Source organism: Allolucifera butyrica (genome assembly GCF_900476375.1).
In the GTDB taxonomy this organism is placed as follows: domain Bacteria; phylum Bacillota; class Negativicutes; order Sporomusales; family UPPP01; genus Lucifera; species Lucifera butyrica.
This window is the reverse complement of record NZ_UPPP01000134.1, coordinates 132,085-155,141: the sequence shown is the minus strand read 5'-3', so window position 1 is coordinate 155,141 and position 23,057 is coordinate 132,085. Positions and strand designations below refer to the sequence as shown.

The window sequence follows — 23,057 nt, the reverse complement described above, 5'->3', positions numbered from 1 at the left end:
GGAGAGCAACAGGGTCTCCCAAGTTCTCACGGAGTAACTGTGTGTAGCATGCCAAGACCTTCGATCCCGGGGCGCCAAACTTAACTTGCCTTTATCGCTAAGCCCAGTGTTGTCTTCTGCTCGTCCCATGCATCGACCATTCCCATTAGGAATTTCGGGATTCTACATCTTCAGCTTTCGCTTTCGGCCTACTACCTTTCCTACCTACGCTTAGACCTGGCGTTACCGCTTCAGTCCCAAGGCTGGATACCGGGTGGTTGGCTAGACCTTCCCAGACGGGATTCCCACCCGCTATACTCCGTGCGCTTCTTGGCGCACGGGACGGTTCTCTGACTCGACGCACTCTTTGTACTATATTTCTTTCTATCCCCAATATATTCGCTATTTGTCTCACAGATAAATTTGATCTGATTTTCACTTTTGTTATTAACTTATTGCGCAGTTTTGTGCCATTCCACGCTTTATTTTTTCCAACCTTTTATTCCTGCTACTTAAATACTCATTTATGAAATTTATTGCTTCTGCTAATATAATAAAATTTGCTTCATTAAGTTGTCTGCTTTGTTTGGCATCCACTTTACTCTCACAAAATGAGTCAGAGAACCGTCCCCCGACTCATATTGTTGTGACAAAAAGTATTTGAATTATCTGAGTCGAAGAACCTACTCCTATCTCTGCTGAATAGCAGAATCGTCCTGCCCCCTGCTGTCAACATCCCCGACTTAATGGTACCTCTTAAAACATTTCTGTTATATCAATCCATCTTACCATTTTCGACAAATACTCACCGTCCATAAAGGCTTCGAACAGTTGCCTCACAGTTTCTGCTTGTAGTACTTGGGTAGACTCAACCTGAACAGATGAACCAGATATTATTATAGCTCTTTTCTCACCAGTTCGAGAGGAAAAGTATTCCGCTTTCCAATGCTTGAACGTTCCATCTAGAGCTATTTCCCTAACTTCTACAGTAAACTCACTAGGACCGCCACCAACCTGTATATAATTTCCACTAGCGTCTTCTAAAACCGAATATGAATTTCTTACGCCGTTCAAGTTCGATAAACCAACAAATACATTCTGCTTGGTAGGATTTGCAATTCTATGTCCGTTTTCGGATTCGAAAACCATTAGCTCCCTCCTTCGTGTTAAGTCAAGTTTGAGATTTTCCTTATTGCTTGTTCTATTATCGCCTGAGACGGCCTACCTTTTTCCCATCTTTCAAGTACATTTACTGCAGCACCATGATTTCCCTGTAGACAATAGGCTGCGGACATTCGCCACCTATAACTATTTCCCGCCAGAGTCAAACGGGAGTCTTCACTTTCGTAGCCCTTGACGAGTCCATTGATCGTTGAGAATTCATCCCAGAATGGAAATGCATATTCCCTAATGCAACTACAAATTAAATTGCTTAGTGCGAAAATATCCGTTGTGTTTGTCAATGGCCATTCGAGAAATTCCCTTTGGGGCTTTAAATTGCCAATATTAGCCGCTGCACTAGGCCAACCTTTCCTAAGCTTTTCTCCGCTTAAATCTGCAACTAGAACCTCTAATGCCTCATACCGAAATCCCGGGCATACTTGAACGTATCCTGCATCCTGACCACGAATCTGTCTAAGTTGAACATTTAGTTCTTGTTCACACTTTTCAATCTTCCGTTTGAATCCTCTTTTTTTTCTAAGAACAAAACCGTGGGGTTCGAGAATAGCGCTGAGACCTTCAGATACTAACTTATCTGCAGTTTCTTCAATTGTTGGCATTACCCTTAATCAACTCCTGACTTATTCTACTTTTATAACTTTTACAGTGTCAATCTTTTGAACACCAATATCTTTTGCTTTGTTTCCGGTTGTAGGTAATCCACCGCTGTTTATAAGTTCATTATCTATCGCGCTTTGCTGTGCTGTACGGGTTGCGGTTCCGCTTTTTACTTCTATACCTACTATTGTACCATCAGGTGCTCTTGTTACAATATCGTACCGTCTTAAAGTTCCATCTGCGCTTCTTACTGAGATTTCGGTTCCTAATATTTCATAGCCTTGATAGTCCCATTTCTCATATCCCTGCCCTTAAAATGAAAACAGAGGTGAACGGAGATTGTCCGCTACCTCTATTTTTGTATAAGCCGTTTAGTTAGTAATTCTTACATCCTAAATACTTAGCTTCCCATTTTCCTTGTTTTTCAACGGGACATACTTGAGAGACTTTGTCATAATTATAATCAATTTTCATTTTACCTGTACTATCTAAAATAAAAGTTAGATTTGTCCAAGGCTCTTGTCCCTGTCTTTTAAACTCTTCCCTTAATTTGCTAAAACAATTATATAATCTGGTTTCCCGCTCATCATATTGTTTTTGATTAATATTAAATTTATCTGTAATATCGAGACTATATATTGGATTATTGCTTCCCTTAGGATAATAATAGAAAAGTACTTGTCTATATCCATCTCCAAATTCAGCATATAACAATACTTTATCCCAATCTTCTGGGATAATATCGACTAAAGCACTTGCTATCGTCGGGTATAGCTGTTCCATACCTTTAGTTTCCAATATCTTTCCCTCCATTAATTTGTTAATCGTCTGGAATATCTCTTACCATCAATTGTATAATCAATTTTAAATTCGGATGGCCTTGCTGAATTTTCTTCATATATTGGACTAATTTTTACATTTACTGTTTTTCCCTCCGCTAAGGCATTCTTCCAAGTATTTTCCAAAGTTTTATATTCGCTTCGATTTAGTGTAGAATCCATTGGTACCAAATTATCAATTTCTCCAGAACCTTTAAAAATACTTGCAATTAAATGTCCGCCATCGTCAGTAGGTAACCTATCGTCTCCACCAACTGTTCTTTGTGCGTACGGATTCCGTTTTGCTGTACCTTGTTCTAAGTTAGCTTCAACAGACGATATCCTTCCTCAGTTGTATACTCCACGTTTGGTTTTAGAGCCTTTCTTCCATCTACCTTGGTAAACTGCTCCCCGCTCTCAACTTTTTGAACAGCATTACCCGACCCCTCAGTATTCGCACCGCTACTCGAGAAAATCCTACTAAAATCATTCGAGAAATTATAGGCACTGTTCGTTGCGACGCCTCCGCTATAAGCCGTTACAGCACCAAATCCAACGGCACCCAGTCCAGAGGGTGATGTAACAATCGTTGCCCCTGCTCCGCCTATGGTTCCCAAAGTACCGCCTATAAGCGAAAATACCGTCACCTAACGTCTTGCCAGCGTCATACGGAGTTCAGGCTTGAGTTATTGAGATTGACTTAAATCGTTTTTATAAGTCAATTATTTTAATAATTCAAGCCTGACCCCATACTCACTCCTGTTAGGACGGCTATAAAACAAATGGCAGGACGTCGAACTTAGTTCATTCGTTGCCCTGCCATTTGTTTCGATTTTGTTTTACACTTTTAACAAAGTTAATTTGTTAACTGTTTTCTGCTTGAATTTGCTGGAACCACTCCATAGCAATGTCATCAGCGGTTTTTACCGGATCATTAGCATATTGCAATTCATATTTGTAAGTTGCTTTCAAACTATTTTTTTGCACATCATAAACTAATTTCATTTCCGTAGGCATTTCCCTACCGTATTCTTTGCATATTTCTATAATTTTTCCAATATTGCCGTTCAGGATTTTTATAACGCCCCGTTGCCTTTCAATGGATACATCATACTTTTCTGAACTAAGCACAGCGTCATTCAATTTGTGTCGTTCTACTATTCTTCCATTGATTTTGTAGTAGTAATCACTTGATATAATGTCACTCTCAAACGAACAATAAATAAAAATTTTATCTGCTCTGTTTTTTACATATTCAAGACATATTGACACCATATCAGCTTGTAATTCACTAAAACAGTCTTCAAAAGATTTGTTCATTTATATAATTTCCTCCTAATTCAAGATACTTTTCTCATAAAACTTCCCATCAATTTCATATTGTACATTAAATTTTGATGGCCGCAAACTGCTTCCTTCATAATTTACTTCAACATTGACTTTTACCTGTTTTCCTTCCTCAATAGCTTTAGCCCATTGGTTTTCGATCTTCTTATATTCACTTAAATTAACATTTGAAGATTGCGAGACCAAATTATCCAATTCTGGCGATCCACCGAATCTATCCCCCGCCAGGTGTCCTGCGTGGTCACCATCAAGTTTTCCCGGTGTATTGGGATTATGATCTAGGCGCTCTGTTCTGTCTGTTAACTGTAAATTATCAGTTTCAAACTTACTTATTCTTCCCATTTCATCGGTTTGGTATGAATAACCGTATTCTCCCGACTGATATTTTATATTTGGTTTCAATGTGCCAGAATTATTGAATGGATTGGTTTCTAAATTGGTAGCACCCGACCCTTGAGTAGTACTACTATTCGTGTTCTGCTGCGATGTCTGATTGTTATCTCCCGATTGGGCATACATTATATTTGGATTTTGATACGTTCCTACTAGCGGTACCGATGTAAAAGTATAGGATGAACTGGATCCAGCAGGTGCAAGCGACGGTCCCATAGGAGGACCACTGTAACCATCCATTAAACCTTGCATTGTACCGTTCGCTATTGACGAAATATATTTGGGTGGTGCAAATGTATACATTAAATTATTTTGGTAGTTGAATCCTTGTATAAAATCCTCACTATGGTTATTTATATCTTGTCTAGTTGAAAATGCTGATAAAGGGTTCAGAGCAAATATTCTACCCTGATTATAATCAGATATGCCAAAAATATTCTGTCCCGTTGCAGGTTGCGTTGTAGTTGCGTTTCCGCTATTATCCGAAGCTTTAGGTACATTATAAACGGGATAATCTTTACCGTCTATACGCACTGTAGCAGTTCCATCCGGATAATGTCCGACAATTGCTGCCCCTTCTTGACTATATGCATAATCTCCTCTATTAAGCGAATTAGCAACCGGATTTCCATTCGAATCCAATAACTGTCCGCTTGAATCCCATGTTCCTCCTTGATTAAGTACACTAGTTGTTCTCTCTGTAGGAGTTTGATTTTTTATCCCTGAGCTTGGATTAAAATTATCTTGTGTATCACTACGGCGGCCTTGACTATAATCATAATGATCCAAGAATGATGGGATATATACTCCATTACTGTTTTCCAAACGATCCCGATAATAATTTGCAAAATCATACCCTTGATAATAACCGGTTATTTCATTCAAGGTAAGATTTAATCCGCCTTTGGTGTCTGCTGTATCATAATGTAACTGATCTAAAAGCGGCTGTTCAATTGCTTCATCCCTTGTAAAATAGTGATCTTCATTATACTGGCTTAGGGCTGCATAAAATGCATAAATCTCTCTTCTTTTTTCCTTATCATTCCCTGCCGCCGCTAATGCTTTAGCCATATCTTGTTGTTGATAATGATCTAACCAGTTATTCTTTGTAGCACTTGCCGCCACACTAGCGCCTGTTTGAGCATTCCCCCCTGCCAGCTTCGACGCAGCAGCCCCAATGGCAGCACTGGCTAGTTGATGAAGACCCGGGTCTTTGATCTTGGCTAATTCATTCTGTACCGCTTCATTTAAGCCTGCACTGGTCGCTCCGGAAGCAAAGCTGCCGCCGCCAAGGCTGGACATGATTCCCCCAGCTACTGCATGCAGCAGGATTTTATTGGCTCCGCCGTCATGCCATGAATCCGCCCTTGCCATCGCTTCATCATATGCTTTTGTATTGCCGGCTTTTTTAGCCTTATCCGCATCCTCCAGTGCTTTTTTGTATTGCGCCAGAGCCAAATCCCCAATTGCCTTATAGGCTTCCTGCCCAAATACTTTGGTTAATTCCTGTTTCTCCTGAACGGTTTTCTTGTCAAAAATCTTACCCAATGCGTTCAAGGAATCCGTAGTATTACGATTTAGATTACTTAAATCCGTATTCCCTGACCGTACTTCAATTGTACCTTGGGAAATACCGGATTTCGTAGTACTGCTCGCACTACCGGTAACAGGTGTGCTGATATCCGGTGAAGCAGATAGGCTCTTTTCGCTCACAAAAGTCTGTTTGCCATTTGCGTCCTTACCATCTTTGATAGTCGTCGTCGTATCAACATTGATTCCCGTACTGCTCGCGCTGTAATCCGCCTTATTGTTAATATCCGAATAGGTCAGCGTATCCGTACTCAGCTTATTCTTATCCGGTGTAGCTTCGCTAGAGATCACCGCGCCTTTCAGGTCGGTATTCTTTCCTACTTGGATATCGAAGCCGCCTTTTCCTGCATAGATACCGCTTTGTTGGGTGACACTCTGGTAATTCGAGTCGGTTTTGCCTTTACTTGCCGAAATGGTGCTTGGCATACCGATGCCGAGGGTGCCGCCCGCCGAATTGCTGCGTTCCGTATAGGTATCGGTATCCTGCTGGCTGGCAAGGTTGAGGTTGCCGCCTACGTTCACTTTAACGGTATCGCCCTTCGCCTGCGACCCGGTTATGTTGGTGTCGTTGCCGGAGTTGATGGTCAGGGTATTGCTGGCCGTGACCTGGGTTCCGGTATGGGTCGTGCCATTTTCCTTCGCGTTATCGCTGGCTTTGCTGCCTTGGACGAAGAAACCCGGACCGCTGGGACTGAGTTTTACGCCGATGCCTGAGGAACTGCTGTTTTCGGTGGTATTGTTCTGACTGACATTGTCCGCCGACTGCAGGTTAACGTCCTTGGCGGCGTTCAGAGTAATATTCTCACCGGTCAGGGTAGAACCTATTACATTGAGATTGCCGTCGGTGGCTTTACCGGACACATCCTTCGCACCGCTGCCGGTCGCGGTAATAGTAATGTCCTTATCCGAGGTCAGGGTGCTGCCCTGGGCGGTCGCCGCCTGGCTGGCTGTTACCGATTTCGTGCTGCTGCTGCCGAGGCTGACGGTTACACTCAGTCCTCCCGTAACGGCTTTGACGCCGTTTTGCTGAATGGCTTGCAGGCCCGGTTTGGCGTCTTCCACCGCCTTATATTCATACAGTGCTTTGAGACGGCTGTCCTGTACGTCCCGGCTCCGGCTCACATCGCTCGCCCCGCTGGTGAGAGCGTCAATCGTCGAGTTGCCCACGGAAACGGACAGGCCGCTTTGCTTGAATTCGTAAGTCTGCTGGATTTGGGAAGTATTCTGCGCCGCGTCAATGGTGACGTTTTGTCCGGTCAGGTGAATTCCCTGCGCCCCGATAATATCGGAGCCGGTAATATGGGTGTCCTGACCGGAGGTAATATTAACCTGGCCGTTGGTCGAACCCACGGTACTGCCGATTTGAGTTACGGTCTGGCCGGTGGTATCCAGCTTTTGGCTCCGGCTGCCGATGGTAAAGCCGAAACCGCCGCCAAAGATACCGGAGGTTTTGGTGTAGCTATAGCTCTCCGTTTGTCCCGTTTCCTGGGCGGTGGTGATGTTGACGTTGTTTTGGGCCGTCAAATTCACGTCGCCGGTGCCAACTATATTGCTGCCCTTAACGGTCAGATCCTTGCCGGATTCTATATTTACCTTGTCTCCCGAGATGGTACTGCCCTTGACCTGGTTATCCAGGGCATAGTTGCGGGTTTCCGTCGTTTTGGTGGAGAGGAATCCCTCGTCGACTTTCCGCGTTTCGGTTAAGGATTCGTGCTTTTCACTGACATCCTGGACGGTGATGGCCTGATCCGCCGCTACGTTTACCGTACCGTTCTGGCTGGTAAGATTGCTGCCGACCATGGTCACGTTGCCCCGGTTGGCATTGTCCACACCGGGTTTGCCCAGATTGACCGCCGCCACGGTGACGTTGCCGCCGCCTTGCAGAGTGCTGCCGATGACGGTCTCGTCATCGTTGCGCTGGTGGAAGTAGTCGCCGTGTGCTGCGTTGCCGGTCTGCACGTCCTGCAGGGTATGGTCTTTCACGGCCGCAAGATTGATATTGCCGCCGGCGGCCAGGGTCAGATCCGTACCGGCCTTGACCTGGGCGCCGCTTAAGGTGGCGTCCTTTTGGGCGACCAGCGTCGCGCTGCCGCCGGCCTGGAGGCTACTGGTGATATTCTTGGTCGTATCATAGGTATAGTATCCGGTCGCAATCCGTTCGTTGGCCGCCTGACTGCCTACTTGCAAGTTCTGCCCGGCATTTAGTACAAGGTCCTGCCCGGCCGTCAGATTCGCGCCGGTAACCTTAATATCACGTCCCGCCTGGACAGTGAGACTGCCCTGGGCCGAGATATTCGCCTGCTGATTCACCAAGGTAGTAGACAAATTGCCGAAGTTCACGCCGGAAACAACCGTTTCGTTAGTAATATCCCTCCCGGCGGTCAAAGCGACCTGGGTTCCGGTAATGGTCCCGCTTTGGTTGGCAATATCCTGCCCGGCTGTGATTTGGGCCAGATTGCCGCCGTCGATCGTGCCGCCACGGTTGACAACATTCGCGGCGCTGACCTGCAGACTGTTATCCGCCTTGATCATCCCCATATTGGTCAAATCGCCGCTGGCTACAATTTGGATGTCCTTGGCTGCGATGAGGGAACCGTCGGCTTTTAGATCGCCGCTCTGGGTATGGGCTAAGTAGACAACGGGAACCAGCACTTTTTGTCCCTGTACTTCCTTTTCCACCAGCCAAACCATATCGGTGGTAAGCTGGGACATTTGCTGGGATGTCAGGGCAACGCCGACCTGAAGATTAAATTGTTGCGCATAGTTTACGCCGTTCTCCATCAGCGCCTTATATTCCGTGTCCATGGAAGAATAGCCGCCCAGATACATCCGCCCGGTCAACTGGGTGATTTGATCCCGCACCAGTTTTTCCTCATAGAAGCCGTCGCCAAGCCGCTTTTGCGCAGTCGCCGGGTCGAGCATCAGCCGCTGCAGCATGTAATCGCTGGACATAAAAGTAGCCTGGTTAGTGAATTGAGAATTAGTTTCGATTAAATAATGGCTGGCCGGATCGGAGCTGACTGTATACAAGCCGTTATGGGGCACTTCCAGGGACGGATCGCCGGCGCGGTTCACCGGATCGACGCTAGTACTGGTTCCGACCTGGCCGGCGTTTAACGTCGCCGCCGTACTGCCGACAGGCGCATTCGGCGGCTGAACCGAAATGTTGTCGATGGTGACCGCCTTGCCGGTAATGCTTTGGTTGGCGCTGAATACCGCATCCCAGCCGGGAATGGCCTGTGAGGTCTGGTTATAGTAAGATTTGGTTCTGGTTACGTCCCGCCAGTCATGGGCAATACAATGCCCCAAAATACGACGTGAACAATATTCCTCACTATAGGTCTGGTAATCGGTTCCGGAGTCGGTAACCGTTTTGGTATTTCCATAACTGACATTCCGGAGAGCATTTACGTCAAAATCAATGGAGCCGCCGGCGGTAATGGTGCTGGCATCATTGGTGATTGTGCCCTTTAGGACCATGTTCTTTCCGGCCAAAATCTGCGCCGCCCCACTGTCCGCTGCGGCTACGGTCTGCTCCGTCGTTTCGGTATAAGTCCGGCTTGCTTTGTAGTAACCGGACCAGGGCGTGATGGGTACCGTAAAATTCTGCGAAGTGATTTGCTGCTGCAGGGCAAACTGCTGTCGCTGATTGGTTATCTGTTTCGAGTATATATTTATATCGCCGTCGGCCTGCAAGGTGGCCGACTGGTTGAGAACACTGTCCGTCAGGTCCGGCTGACCGTTGGCAGCCTGACTGCCGCTGCCGGCAATGGTCAAATTGCCCCGGCTGTAGATGGTTGCGCTGCTTTGGTTGGTCACCGCGCTCCGGCCGTACAGGTTGATATCGCCCGTTGCCGCAATTGTAGCATTCGTACCTTGATTTACAATCTGACCGGCCTGTACCGTAATCGCGCCGCCGATTACCGAACCGTTATTAGTTACGGTTTGGCCGGTAAGGGAAATGGTATTCCCCTGCATACTGCCATTGTTCACAACATTGCCGGCAGTGGAAACATTCAGCGCATTTCCTGCGGCAGCGCTCGCATGGATGTCATTCGTAACCTGGCTGCCGGTCAGATTTGCCGTCTGGCCGGCCGTAATGCCGCCCGCATTCGTCACCGCTCCAGCCGTGGCAAGAGTAAAATTGCCATTGGCGTGCAGCAGACCGCCTGCGCCATTGGTAAAATCATTGTCCGGGTTAATAACCAGGTCTTTTCCGGCGCTGACCGTGCCGCCGGTGTTGTCCATATTCCGCACCTGCGGAATATGAATAACCCCGTTGCTTTCGATGCTGCCGCCGTTATTGTTTAAGTCGGCGTTAATTTGTATTTCTAAGGGTCCGGTTCCGGTATGAATAATCTGGCCCTGGGTATTGGTTACGGTACCGCTTTGCAGGGTCAAAGAAGATCCGTTGGTGCCAAGGTAACCGCCGGTGTTGTCAATAACGCCGGCGGCCGTCAAACCGGTAGCATCCGTGCCGGTTTGTTTCAGCACACCGCCCTTGTTACTGATTTGATTCGCGGCAATTGTCAGTTGACCGGCCGTAATCCGGCCGGCGTTGCCGCTGGCATCCCTGTCGTTTGTTACGGTGCCGGCGGCATTTACCGTCAAAGCGCCAATAACCTGCATGTTGCCGCCGGTGTGGTTCACGTCGCCACCGGTGGCGGTGACTGTGGCAGTCCCCTTCGCATAGGTGGTAGCGCCGCTAAGGTCGGCCGCTGTCCCGGTTACGGCAAGATTGCCGCCGGCCAGGTTCTTACCATTGGCGGCGACTGCATCCGTGGCAGTCACTGTAAGATTGCCGCTGTTGCCCACCGTGCCGTCGCCGTTGATTCCGGCGCCCAAGGTCCCGGTCGCAGAGGAGGACAGGGTGTGCGCCGTGATGGCGGTATTTTGGGCGGCTGCCAGGACACCGGAGTTGGTCAGCGTTCCGGCGGTATTCAGGTTCGTATTGCCCTGAGCGTAAAGGATTCCCTGATTGTTCAGGCGGCTATTGCTGCCGGTTGCCGACAGGTTCAGGTTATGGCCGGCTTGCATCTGGCCGCCGGCGCCGTTTGTTAAGTCACCACTAAGGGTTATATTGAGATCCTGCCCGGCGCCGATCCCACCGCCGCTGTTATCCATGGTTTGGGCCTGAATATTGGCTTGCCCGTTGCTGCTGATCAGGCCGGTGACATTTTGCAAGCCACTGGTTTGCAGGGTTAAAGCACCCGTGCCGGCATGCTGGATTTGTCCCTGGTTATTGGTTACGGAACCGGCCTGGAGCAAAAAGGAGGACCCATTGCTCGCGATAACGCCGCCGGTATTATCGAGGATATTCACCGCCGTAAGGCCGGTCATATCCGAGCCGGTTTGCCGAATACTGCCGCCTTTGTTGGAGAGATTGCCCGCCGCAATCGTTACTTTACCGGCGATGATTTGTCCGGCGTTGCCGTTCCCGTCCCGGTCGTTCGTTACCGTGCCGGCGGCATTCACCGCTAAAGCGCCGCCGCTTTGGAGATACCCGCCGGTATTGTTCAGGTCACCGGTTGTCGCAGTGAAGATCGCCGAACCGCCGGCGTAGGTGGTGGCGCCGCTAAGGTCGACGGTCGACCCGCTTGCCGTAAGAGTTCCCGCCGCCAGGTTTTTACCATTGGCATGAACTGCGTCGGTGGCGGCAATGCTAAGATCCCCGCTGCCGCCCACAGTGCCGTCGCCCTGGATTCCGGCGCCCAGCGTACCGGTGGAAGCTACACTTTGCGCCGCAATCGCCGTGTTGTTTTGGGCCGCCAGCACACCGCTGTTGTTTATGTCAAGGGCGGTTACATTCGTATTTCCCGCAGCATAGGTAACGCCTTGCTGGGTTACGCTGTCGTTGGCGGTAATCTGTATATTTCCGGCAGCGGAATTGCTGCCGCTTAGCACAATTTTCCCTTCCTGATTCAGCGTCAGATCCCCGCTATGGGCTGAAAGTGTCCCTGCACTGTTGACGCCGACCCCGGCCTCAGTGCCGACCAGTTTAATTTTATCGGCATACATACCGCCTAAAGCCGCTACATCCAGCGATACTTTCGGTGTCTCCCCGGAACCGGCGATTTTCTGGGTGGAAAGGTCGGTATGACTTACTTGATTAGCACCTGTGACTACATTCAGTTCATGGCCCCATACGCCGGCGTTTACCGCAACCGCCCGGCTGATAATGTCCGCCCGGTCGGTCGTGCTGGCATCCATGCCCGCGCCTTGAATCGCGATCTGCCCACCCGTTACGCGGAAAGCATCGAGACTGCCGCTGCCGCCGAAAACCGGCGTACCGGTGGTCAAAATTGCCCGGCTGGTGTTGATAAAACCAAAGCCGTTGCCGATGATGCCGTTCCGGTTGGCGATGATGACCTCGGCCCTTGGCCCGGCTACTTCAAGATATCCCCGGAGCTGGCTGGTATTCGCGCCGGTCACCTCATTTAAAATAATGCGGGCGCCGTTGCCAACTATGTAAGAATTCCCGTTTACATAGCCCGCCAGTTGCGTTTTGGTCACACCCGCTGAATTATTCAGAATCAGTCCGCCCGGATCTACGTCAAATTGAAGATAGCGGTTGTGCGATACGCCAGCGCTGGACGGCGAAGCAATAAGCACAACCGGCAAGCCGTTGGCCGTGGTATCAATCTTCGGCTTATTCTGACCCGGCGCGTTGGGGTCCGCTACAACCTGGGCTGCAGCCAGGGCCGGCTGCGTAATAAACAGAATTAACAAGACCCAGCTAATAAACTTCTTACTCCACTTCCCGTACTTATACTTCACACTACTTCCTCCTCGAAACAATGGCTATTCCCCATTAAAAAACGCTTTTGGTTTTTAAATTTGATAAACGAATTGAAAGCCGTAGGTCGGGTTGGCGGCAACAAATCCGTCGGGCTGGCGCAACGGCCAGCCGACAAATAGGTCGTAGTGGCTGTTTTGGGTGCCGCCCCGCACTCCCAGCACCGCCCCGGTCAAAATCCGGCCAAGCAGGTTTTGGTCTAACGCTCCGTTGCCGTATACTTCCCCGTAATCCAGGCCGGCATAGGCTTCCAGTCCGGAAGAATTGACCGGAATACTCAGTTCATTGCGCAAATACCAGCCGCTGTCGGCGGATAGGGTCTCTTCGCCGTCAAACCCGCGTACCGTGTACCGGTTGCCGATGCTGATATAATCAGTGCCCCAAAGCAAATCACGGGTATATTGTCCGTGAAAGGACAGGCTGTACCGTCCCTGGGCGCTGCCGAAGTGAACCGGTGTGGTCAGATTGACGTCCAGCAGCCACATATTGTAACGGGTGGTCTGCAAGCCCGGCGTTTCCGGGTCGGACTGGGCGCCGAACCAGGGAACCCCCCGTTTGTTGTCAAGCTCAAAATCCAACGTGGTTTGGCCGAAATAATGCCGGTGCGACAGGCCGATTTTAAACGCCGTAGTATCATAGCGCTGGTTTTCGAGTTCAACATCTTCGACAAAGCTGCGGATGTGTCCCTTACTAATTGCCAATTCTAAGTTGGTTTTGCTGACCTGGTCGCGGTCGAGCAGTTGGGTAAGATGAAATTCCATACTGTCGTTTTCCCCGGAAAGATGGGTAGGCTGGGCGGTTGCTACGGTCTGGTGATAGTGGTAGCGGCTACTGGTAAAGCTGAAGGTACTATTCTGATACGGGAAGGAATAATAAACGCTGTCGCCGCGAGTGCCGTGCAAGTCGCCGTCCCGGTCGCCGTCGCCGCTTTTCGTGAAGTTGAACAAATCATTCAGACCAAGCAGGTTGTCCATCGCCAGGGTTTCCGACATCTGGATCTTACCGGTTTCGGTCTGGCCGGAGTCGTCGATTGAAAAAACGAACCGATATGGTTTACCCCGTTTTACATTAATAACAACGTCACTTTCTCCCGGCTGTTTGCCCGGCACCAGTTGCATAGTGACATCTTGTGAGGGAACGCGTTTCATTTGCTCCAGGCCCTGTTCGAGATTGCGCAAATTCAAAATATCGCCCGGATGAGCCGGAAAGGCGTTTTGCCAGTTGCCCCATACGTTTGGGTCGGCAAAGCGGATATGGCCGACCCTGCCCGGAATCAGTATCAGTTTTAAAGTGCCGCCGCTAAGATTTTGTTCGGGTACAACGATGCGAGTGGTGATATAACCCCGGTCAATAAAGGCGTTGGTAAGGCGCTTAACAATAAGGTTAATGCCCTGTATGCCGATTTTGCGCCCCTTATACCGGTTGAGCATCGTTTGCGCCCAAGGGAAGCAGTCTGCGCCGTCACCGGTAAGCTGCAGTGTGTTGACCACAAAGCTGGGGCTTTCTTCCGGCAGGGAGGTATCTTCGGACCCTTTCGTCCCCTGCTGTAAGAAGATGTCCTTTTGTTGCCGGCGTTGCTGCTGTTCCTGAGCCTGTTGCCGGGACCGGCGATTTTGCTCTTCCGTATCGGCGGGGGATGGCGCAGCATAAGAAAGCGGCAGGTTTATCTGCAAGAGCAGCAAAAGCGCTAAAACGCCTTTCCACAACCGCCGGGACCGTTTTGGTTCCTGTGTCTGAATCACAATGTTTTCTCCTTCACAAATAGAAATAAAAAAAATATCATATCATTAAATTCTAAAAATGCAACTATTATTTAACATATAATTATCACTTGATTAATTTTAATTTCATTTTTTATTTAGATGTATTATATACCATATTAAGTAATCTTTCTTGAGACCTTAGACTTAATTGCATTAGGACCAAAGTCCCGGCAGAAGCGTTCTTTAAGCCAACTCACCCCATTTTATATTTGAATTTCATTTGATTTTATCTTTATCACGAATTGTGTTGAATTTCTACAGACATTGTCCAAAAAGGCGTTTTTCTTGTTCATAAAGCCGATTCGTTACATTGAAACGGATTGAAAGATATCTTTCCGTCGCAACAAAAAAACCGTCTCAAAGTTGAGACGGTCAGGTTATCGGCAAAACTCAAGATTGCCGCACTCCACGTCGTTGCGTTCGCAATGACACCGTTACGTAGTCTGTCATTGCGAACGCAGTGAAGCAATCTCACTCACTTTCATTCTTGTCGGTGCACCCGAGGGCTACATGGGACATCTCGCGATGACATCCCTGTTTAGGCAGCAGAGCGACATATTCTTAACCGGATGCTAATATCGCATCAACAAGATGGAACAAGGTAGTCCTGGCAGGAACCCCATATAAAGGTCTCCCATTAACAAGAAAAACCGGGACACCGTCAAAATGAAACTTCCCGGCTTCCGCTAAGTCCGCCGCGACGATATTTTTGATATCCGCCGAAGAAATATCCCGTTGTAATTCGGCTGGATCCGCTCCGTCAACCAGGGCCACGGCCTTAAGAAACGGCTCGCCTTCCTTTAATTCATCCTGTTTGCTGAATACGGAATCCAAAAATGCCAACGCTTTATCAGGATCTTGTTTGACCATGGCCTCGAAATAAAGCGCCGCCAATATGGCCTGACGGTGGGAAGGCAGCGGATTATTTTTTACAATTACCCGCACCCGGTCGCCGTAGGCTGCGATAGTATCTTTCATGAGCCTGGCTCCCTCTGCACAGTAGGGACATTGAAGATCCGTGTATTCTACAATGGTTACAGGCGCTTTCGGGTTACCGATCAGCAAGCGGCCTGGTTCAATAGCAGGCTGAAAGATCCGCCGTTGACCGGTATATTCTCCCGCAGGTTGGGAATTGGGCCGAACGGCCTGAGCCGGCCGGTTCCGGAGCCCTTCCTTTAATAACAAAAGAATTTCCGGTCCGGAATGTTCCTGCTCGGCCAAAGTCAGTGCGGTCTGATTTTCCCTGTCGGCGATTCTTGCATCGGCGCCGTTTTCCAATAGTAACCGGACCAGGGCTTCATTTTTCTTACTGACAGCCCACATCAGGGCCGTCCGGCCCAAACTGTCCTGGGCATTTATGTTGGCCCTGTATTCTAAAAGCATTTTAACGGCTCCGGTGTTCCCTCTCTGAACCGAAGCGATCAGAGGCGTAATGCTGTTTTTATTGGATAAATCAGGATTTGCTTTGGCATTTAACAGTATATGCAGCATATTATTGTCCGTTTTTCGCGCCGCAATGAGTAACGGAGTATTGTCCCAGGCATCCGGTACGTTTAGGTCCGCACCCCAGGCTATCAGTTCTTCGGTTAATAGAAGATTCCCATTTTCAACCGCAATAATCAGGGGAGTTTTTTCCCTCTCGTCCCGCTGGTTGACGTCAGCTCCCGCTTGAAGCAGGATTTGTATTTTCGCCATATCACCTTTTTGCACCGCATCAATAAAATTGCCGGAACCCGCTCCGTTTGCCGCCGTCAATTCCATTGTCATAAACAGTGTAAACACTAGCATTATCCGGGCCAACAGCCTAATTTTCATTGTTCGTTCTATTTCCCTTCTTGGTGTTGAGGCTTACCATTTTTTATTCGCAGGTAAGTTACATCCATTTTATTCCTAAAGCCGACACGCGTCAACGAAGTATAAAAAAAACCGCATATGCGGTTAAAAATCATTGCAGTGGCACTTTAACAAAAATTATCGTCCCTTTTCCCGGTTCCGATTTAATACTGATTTCCCCATTCAGGCCTTCAATCCGTTCACTGATTCCCATAAGCCCGAAATGCTCTCCGTTTTTTTCCTCCCGTCCCGTGTCAAAACCCTGACCGTTATCTTCCACAATCACCAGAATCACGTTATGCCGGAACTCAATCCGCACACTGACCAGGGTTGCCTTGGCATGTTTCACTACGTTGCTCAGCGCCTCCTGAATAATCCGGAATAACCCGATTTCCAAGTAGGAATCCAGCCGTTTCTCATGGCCCAGAACTTTGAAATCGGTAAACATACCGGCCTGTTCCTTAATCGTATCCAGGATCCGCCGGACCGTAGGCACCAGCCCCAGATCATCCAGGGCCATGGGCCGCAAATCAAAAATAATCTTGCGGACTTCTTTTAAACAGGACCGCACTTGTTCCTGCAAATCTTTGATTTCCCGCTTCGCCCGTTCCATATCGGTGTCAATCAGCCGTTCACACACTTCGGACCGAAAAACAATATTTGCCATGGCCTGGGCAGGACCGTCATGAATTTCCCGGGCCACCCGCCGCCGTTCCTCTTCCTGGGCGCGGATAATCCGGGAACCGAACACTTGCTTTTGCTGCAGTGATTCAATCTGAGTTACAACCGATCCCATCTGATTGCCCAAATACCCTAATACGGCTCCCACGTGGGATACCAGACCCTCGGCCTTATCCACCGTATTCTTCAATGAACGCAGCCGGATCTCCAGGTCATCCCGCTGCCGCCGCAGGGTTATTTCCTGTTGCCGGGCCACGGCCAACTGCATTTGAATTTGGCTGGCTTCTTCATAAGCCTCCTTAATATCTTCCTCGGAATAAACCCGGAAATTGCGGCTTACCTCCATAAGTCGCAGCCGTGCCCGCCGTTCTTTTTTCTCCAGCTCGTCCACCTGAAAAATAATATTTATCGTTTCCTGCTTGACTCGCTCCACATCTCGCTTTACATTTTCCATCTCCTGGCGGGCCGCCTCATAAATATCGAAGATCTGGTTTTTTCCTTTTTCCACGGCTTCCATGGTCTGTTTTACAATTGTATCAAGCATTTTAACATCAAAATTTTTCATAGGACCACCTTCACTGTTTCCTTTCCCCCGTGAGCCGGCTGCTAGAGAGTCAAGCAAATAAACGCTTTATTTTATTCACCATTCCCTTCGTTTCCTCCTGCCCCTTCCATTCACCACCGGTAACAATTTTCAGCAATTGATAAATACTTTGGGAAACCGGCGCCTCCGGATGGCCAATGACAAAAGGAACTCCCCGGTTAACGGCAGACATAACAATTTTGCCGTCACTGGGCACGGTGGCCGCAAATTTACAGTGCAGGCTTTCTTCCACTTCCCAGATTTCCATACCACCTTCCGAATTAGCCCGGTTGAGTACTAACTTTAGTTTATCACCGGCATAATCCAATGATTCCAGAATTTCCAGGCATAATTTGACGTTCTTGGTTGTAGGCAGATCCAGAGCCGATACTACCAAAATGTGGTCCGACTCGTCCAATACGGATAGCATTACTTCATTAAATACAGGCGGCGTATCCACGACAACATAATCAAACCGCCCTTTCATAACCGTCAGAATCGCCGTCAAATGGCTGCCGGTAATTGTCTCGGCCTGCTCCGGGCGCAAGGGAGCAGGCAGTACCTTGACCTGATCACTGTACGCCGTCATATAGCGTTCCATCAACTGCGGCTCAAGATTGTCCACGTCCTTTACCAAATCGGCAATCGTCGCCAGTGGTAAAATATTTAAGAACAGCGCCACATCACCGAACTGCAGATCCGCATCCACCACTCCCACCGAAGCCCCTGTCTTGCCAGCCAAAGCGACGGCGAGGTTGGTGGCGATGGTTGTTTTGCCCACACCGCCTTTACTGCTGCACACCGTTATAATTTCGCCCTGCCTGGATACGGACTGCGGCTCCAATACTTTCTTCCGTTTTTGCTCATTCTGATACACAAGCTGAATGGCCTGCAAAAGTTCATCGCCGGTAAATGGCTTGATAAGATAATTCTTCGCCCCCGCCATCATGGCCCGGCGCAGATATTCCTGCTCCCCCTGCACACTCATCATAATAATGCTGATGTTCGGCATCTCCGTAGCCAATATTTCCGTCGCCGTAATCCCGTCCATGCCCGGCATATTAATATCCATTAAAATCACGTCCGGTTCCGTTTCCCTGGCCTGGGCAATGGCCTCTTCCGCCGTGCCGGCCTGTCCCGCCACCATTATTTTGTCGTGAAACTGCATCAGCTTGACAATATTTTCTCTTGTCAGGGCAACATCATCCGCGATGAGTATCTTGATTTTGTCCGCCACTTTTCGTCCCTCCCCACGGATCAGCGGTCAAAGAATCCTTCATTTTCTGCGTTGCCTGCGGCACGTAAGTCGCCGGGTCAATGATCGTCGGCGTCAGCAAAATCAGGAGTTCTGTTTCATTGCGATCAAAAGAAGTGCTTCTAAATAATTGGCCCAATATGGGTAAATCACCCAACAGCGGTACTTTATACATATCTTTGGTCATATCGCTGGCGATCAGGCCTCCAATTGCCATGGTCTGCCCGGAAGACAACGCGATGGCGGTCTCCGCCTTGCGCATCTTAATCGGCGGAATCGATAAATCTTTGGAAATGGGTATTTTATATGGTGAGTTCCAGTCCATGGAGCTGACTTCCGCCGTAACTTTGCTATGAATCAGTCCTTCGGCATTCACTTCCGGCTCAATATTCAGCTTAATCCCGTAATCTTTCCATTCTACGGTAATTTGGCCGTTCTGGTCGCTGACAGGTACGGGGATTTGCCCGCCCACCATAATGCTGGCTTTATCGCCGCTGAGAGTCACTATGTTAGGCTGGGAAAGCACTCTAGCCAAACTATCCTTAATCAAGGCATTGAGCTGAGCGTTAATATCACTGTAAGTGCCTAATCCTCCTAATACATTGCCGCTGACAACGCTGTTGGCCGCACTCTGCCCCAGGAAAAAACCGCCCGGCGAAAAAGCTTCGCTGCTTGTACCGCCATTGCCCCATTGAATCCCCAGATTTTTAATTTTTTCCCGGTTAATTTCAATAATTTTCGCTTCAATTTTTATCTGGGTCGGTCGGGTCAGTTCCAGCAGATTTACGACTTTATCAGCATAAGCTCCCGCCACTTTTTCAGCCCTGGCTTTTTGATACTGGTCGTTGACCGTTCCCTCCAGGATTACAGTCTTACCGATCTTGCTAACCCGGATATCAGGATAACCCAGGATATTTTTAATTTCGTTGGCCAGCGGCACATCATCGGGCGATACTTCCACCAGGTAACTGAACCGCGTGCCGTCCGCCCACACATGCAGCGTCGTAACCCCGTTGCCTTTACCGATCAAAAGGACTTCCGAACTCGACACGACCATAACGTCGGCAATATCCGGGTTGGCAATCGCCACGCGTTCCACGCCGGCAAAATTCAACACCCGGGACTGATTCAACGCCACTACGAGTTTACCCTCCGCCGCGGCAGCCGGGCTAATCAGTATATTCAAAATCAAAACCAGTCCCAGGATAACGGCAAAGCAGTACTTGTTCATACTCTTTCCTTCTTTCTAGACTGAAAATAAACTTCTTCATCCTCTTAAGCGCGTTCCTGAAACCGTATACTGACCTTAATTTATTGTCACTGTTTCCACTTTTGTACCGCGAATCATTTGAATGCCATGCCCGTCCGGCAAAGCTTTTCCTGCCGGCGGAGCCGGTTCCGCCTTGGGAGCGGGTTTATCCGGTGTCTTGCTCGGCCCGGGCAGTGAGAAATTTCCGACCAAATCGCGGGGGGTCACCGTATTGGCAATCACGATGCCGGTACTGGGTATAAAGGGGCGCAACGCCAAACGGATCTTTCCTTTTTCATCCATCAGGGCCAGTTGAGCCGCTTGCTCCGGTGTAACTGCGAGAGTCACCGTGGAAGTTTTGCCGGCATCCTTTTTATCCCGGCCGGCATTGGCCACATTGGCCGGGGAAGCCTGCGCATCATGGTTAGTTGCCAGTACCAATATATCCTGGAGAATCATTTTCGTGACATTTTCTCCGGCAATAGACTGATCAAATGTTGCCAGCACATCTACGTAATCTCCCGGCTTGACGAATCCGGCTACGCCGGTTACTTCCGTCACTGCCACCGTAACCGCCCGCTCGTCGGAGGGAATCATACCGGTAAAGTCGGCCGGTTTGCCGGCTATTACCAGGCGGCGCTCCGTAATCTGCTCTCCGGCCATAATTTGCTCCCGTGCTACAACGCCGACCACTTTGGCAAGCTCATGAACGGCATTGGGCTCCACAAACTGTTCCGGTACCCGGACTTCTTTTACCATGCCGGCCTGAATCCGGGTCCGCGGTGGAATGTCGGCCCGGGCCACAACAACGCTCACCTCTTTTTGCTGCGGAACCGTTGAGACCGTTTTTAAATAGTGGTATACCAGTACGGATGTTGCCAAACTTAAAAGCAACGCCATTCCCAATAGTCCTTTATTTGACAGCTTCGCCAAAATGATCCCTCCCGTTGCGATTAAGGCTTACTTTAATTGTAAACTACCGGGACAATAATCTCATCAGACTGCAGCCTTAAATTCGTATGCCTGAAGTCTTGTTTTTTTCAGGACCAAAGCCCTAGGAAAATTATTTCAGCTCGGGCGCAGGGCTCAGGGCGCCAAAGAACCCGTCCAAAGGCAATGATAGCCTTTTTGCCTTCCAGGCAGAAGGATCCTTTTGTCCCAGTAAAGACAAAATAAAAAAGACGCCACAAAGCGTCTTTTTTCGAAGCCCTTAGCCGGCAGTAGCCAGTTCCATTTCCACTGTCTGAAATTGTATTTCTTCCCATACGACAACCGGTGTCTTGGCAAAACCGTTAAATACGGTTGCCGATGCCGAGGTATACGCCCCGCAGTTGGGAACCAGAATCACATCATTCAGTTCCAGCGGCACCGTCATCTTATCTTTGAAAATAATATCCAGCGAATCGCAGCTGGGACCGGCAAACGTGGCTGGAATGAGCATGCCGGACTTGAAGGTTTCCAGTTCAAAATCCCAGTGGTCGAAAATAACCCCGGAAAATGTCCCATATACACCATCATCCAAGAAGTACCATTGTTGATTATTGCGCTGCTGGATACCGATGACCCGGGTGATCAGGTTGACAGCCGTTCCGCAGATAAAGCGGCCCGGCTCAGCCCATATCTCCGTTGCAGGAAACCATTGGCTAAGACCTGCCGCGATGGAATCCAGCATCGCCACAATATCCGTATTTTCGTGGATGGCCGGAATCGGAAACCCGCCGCCAATATCCAAAATCCGCAAATCAAATCCTTCGGCCGCGGCCGCATCAAATATCTGGCGGCATAACTTAAGCGCGTCGAGATAGGCTTTAGCGCTGATCGACTGACTGCCAACATGAAAACACAGTCCGGCTACCTGAAGGCCTTGCTCTCTGGCAAGACGCAACAGCGGCAGGGCATCTTCGGGATGAGCCCCAAATTTCTTATTTAGGTCGACAAGAGCCTGCGGATTGTCTACCCGCACCCGGAGAAGTACGGAACCGCCGGGTACCGCCTGCGCCATTTTATAAACTTCACTCTCGCTGTCGAAAGTAAACTTGTGAACCCCCAATTCCCGGGCCACCCGCAATCCCGCAGGCGTTTTTACCGGATTGGCATACACCATGGAATCCGTCTCAATACCCAGCGAAGTCAACGCCTGCATTTCGCCGTCCGAGGCCACATCAAAACAGGACCCCATGCTATGGAGCGTTTTGATAATATTCTCGTCCGGATTGGCTTTTACCGCGTAATATATCTTAACGCCGGGCAGATGTTCCAGCAAGAAAGTATAGTTTTGCCGGATCTGTTCCACGGACAACACCAAAAGCGGCGTGCCAAATTTTTCCGCCAGCGAGGCAACTGCATTTTCCGTCAATCGAAAAAAGGTTTTCATATCCATCTCCTATCCTTTGCCTGTCTCGTTAAAAGCACGATATAAGTTTATCACAATCAGCCCAGAGTGCAATAAAAAAATACAGGAAACAGAAAAAAACTTGTCAAGCCGCCGGATGGTTAAGTTTAGCGATCAGGCAGGATTTTAGAAGTAACGGTCAGAACTTATACAAAATTGACAACAGAGCCCACATTTTGCACCCTGAACTTATACGAAAAGTGGGATAGAAAGGATGATCTGCCATGCTGCGTGGCGTACGAGGCGCAACCACCGTAGAAACCAATAATCAGCAGGAAATTATGACAAACACAGCCGAGCTGTTGGCAGCTCTGGTAACTGCAAATAAAATCCGCACCGAGGAGATCGGCGCGGTCATTTTCAGCTCAACTCCCGACCTGAATGCCGCCTTTCCGGCGGCTGCGGCCCGGAAGCTTGGCTGGTCCAGCGTTCCCCTCTTCGGCACCCAGGAAATTGAGAATCCGTCCGGGGTAGCCCGTTGCATCCGGGTGCTTATACTTTGGAACTGCGAAAAAAGCCAGCAGGACATTCAACATCTCTATCTGTACGGAGCGGCAGTCTTACGGCCGGATATGGCTCAGGAAACACTTTGATCAAAA

General features: G+C 49.0%; 14 protein-coding genes. 1 reads left to right on the top strand and 13 read right to left on the bottom strand.

Features of this window, described 5'->3' with window-relative positions; genetic code table 11:
- Positions 1–735 precede the first annotated feature (735 nt).
- The 13 genes from LUCIF_RS25750 to LUCIF_RS25690 form a co-directional block, all read right to left on the bottom strand.
- The gene (locus tag LUCIF_RS25750) at positions 736–1,128 is read right to left on the bottom strand and encodes a hypothetical protein (protein WP_122630752.1); all 393 of its coding nucleotides are present in this window, start codon (positions 1,126–1,128) and stop codon (positions 736–738) included.
- 17 nt (positions 1,129–1,145) lie between these two features.
- On the bottom strand, positions 1,146–1,760 hold the full coding sequence (locus tag LUCIF_RS25745) for a hypothetical protein (RefSeq protein ID WP_122630751.1): 615 nt from the start codon (positions 1,758–1,760) through the stop codon (positions 1,146–1,148).
- Positions 1,761–2,133: 373 nt separating this feature from the next.
- Complete coding sequence (locus LUCIF_RS25740; protein WP_122630750.1) at positions 2,134–2,556, bottom strand: immunity protein YezG family protein; 423 nt, start codon at positions 2,554–2,556, stop codon at positions 2,134–2,136.
- 14 nt (positions 2,557–2,570) lie between these two features.
- Entirely contained in the window at positions 2,571–2,918 is a 348-nt protein-coding gene (locus LUCIF_RS26660; RefSeq protein WP_207858507.1) for a DNA/RNA non-specific endonuclease, read from the bottom strand.
- Between the two features lie 522 nt (positions 2,919–3,440).
- Complete coding sequence (locus LUCIF_RS25730) at positions 3,441–3,896, bottom strand: DUF600 domain-containing protein (protein WP_122630749.1); 456 nt, start codon at positions 3,894–3,896, stop codon at positions 3,441–3,443.
- A gap of 15 nt (positions 3,897–3,911) precedes the next feature.
- On the bottom strand, positions 3,912–12,683 hold the full coding sequence (locus tag LUCIF_RS25725; RefSeq protein WP_165866176.1) for a two-partner secretion domain-containing protein: 8,772 nt from the start codon (positions 12,681–12,683) through the stop codon (positions 3,912–3,914).
- Positions 12,684–12,737: 54 nt separating this feature from the next.
- Positions 12,738–14,444, bottom strand: a complete 1,707-nt coding sequence (locus tag LUCIF_RS25720; RefSeq protein WP_207858504.1) for a ShlB/FhaC/HecB family hemolysin secretion/activation protein — start codon at positions 14,442–14,444, stop codon at positions 12,738–12,740.
- Between the two features lie 582 nt (positions 14,445–15,026).
- Positions 15,027–16,247, bottom strand: coding sequence for an ankyrin repeat domain-containing protein (locus LUCIF_RS25715; RefSeq protein WP_165866175.1), 1,221 nt, complete (start codon positions 16,245–16,247; stop codon positions 15,027–15,029).
- 163 nt (positions 16,248–16,410) lie between these two features.
- Entirely contained in the window at positions 16,411–17,544 is a 1,134-nt protein-coding gene (locus LUCIF_RS25710) for a sensor histidine kinase (protein ID WP_122630746.1), read from the bottom strand.
- A gap of 49 nt (positions 17,545–17,593) precedes the next feature.
- Entirely contained in the window at positions 17,594–18,799 is a 1,206-nt protein-coding gene (locus LUCIF_RS25705) for a CpaE/TadZ family protein (protein ID WP_122630745.1), read from the bottom strand.
- The gene (locus LUCIF_RS25700; RefSeq protein WP_122630744.1) at positions 18,765–20,048 is read right to left on the bottom strand and encodes a type II and III secretion system protein family protein; all 1,284 of its coding nucleotides are present in this window, start codon (positions 20,046–20,048) and stop codon (positions 18,765–18,767) included. The genes LUCIF_RS25705 and LUCIF_RS25700 overlap by 35 nt, the downstream gene beginning before the upstream one ends.
- A gap of 75 nt (positions 20,049–20,123) precedes the next feature.
- Positions 20,124–20,999, bottom strand: coding sequence for a Flp pilus assembly protein CpaB (cpaB, locus tag LUCIF_RS25695; RefSeq protein WP_122630743.1), 876 nt, complete (start codon positions 20,997–20,999; stop codon positions 20,124–20,126).
- 277 nt (positions 21,000–21,276) lie between these two features.
- Positions 21,277–22,440: a type III PLP-dependent enzyme gene (locus LUCIF_RS25690; RefSeq protein WP_122630742.1), complete on the bottom strand. Its 1,164-nt coding sequence runs from the start codon at positions 22,438–22,440 to the stop codon at positions 21,277–21,279.
- A gap of 242 nt (positions 22,441–22,682) precedes the next feature.
- Here LUCIF_RS25690 and aroH point away from each other — a divergent pair, with 242 nt between their 5' ends.
- On the top strand, positions 22,683–23,051 hold the full coding sequence (gene aroH / locus LUCIF_RS25685; protein ID WP_122630741.1) for a chorismate mutase: 369 nt from the start codon (positions 22,683–22,685) through the stop codon (positions 23,049–23,051).
- Positions 23,052–23,057: the final 6 nt, after the last annotated feature.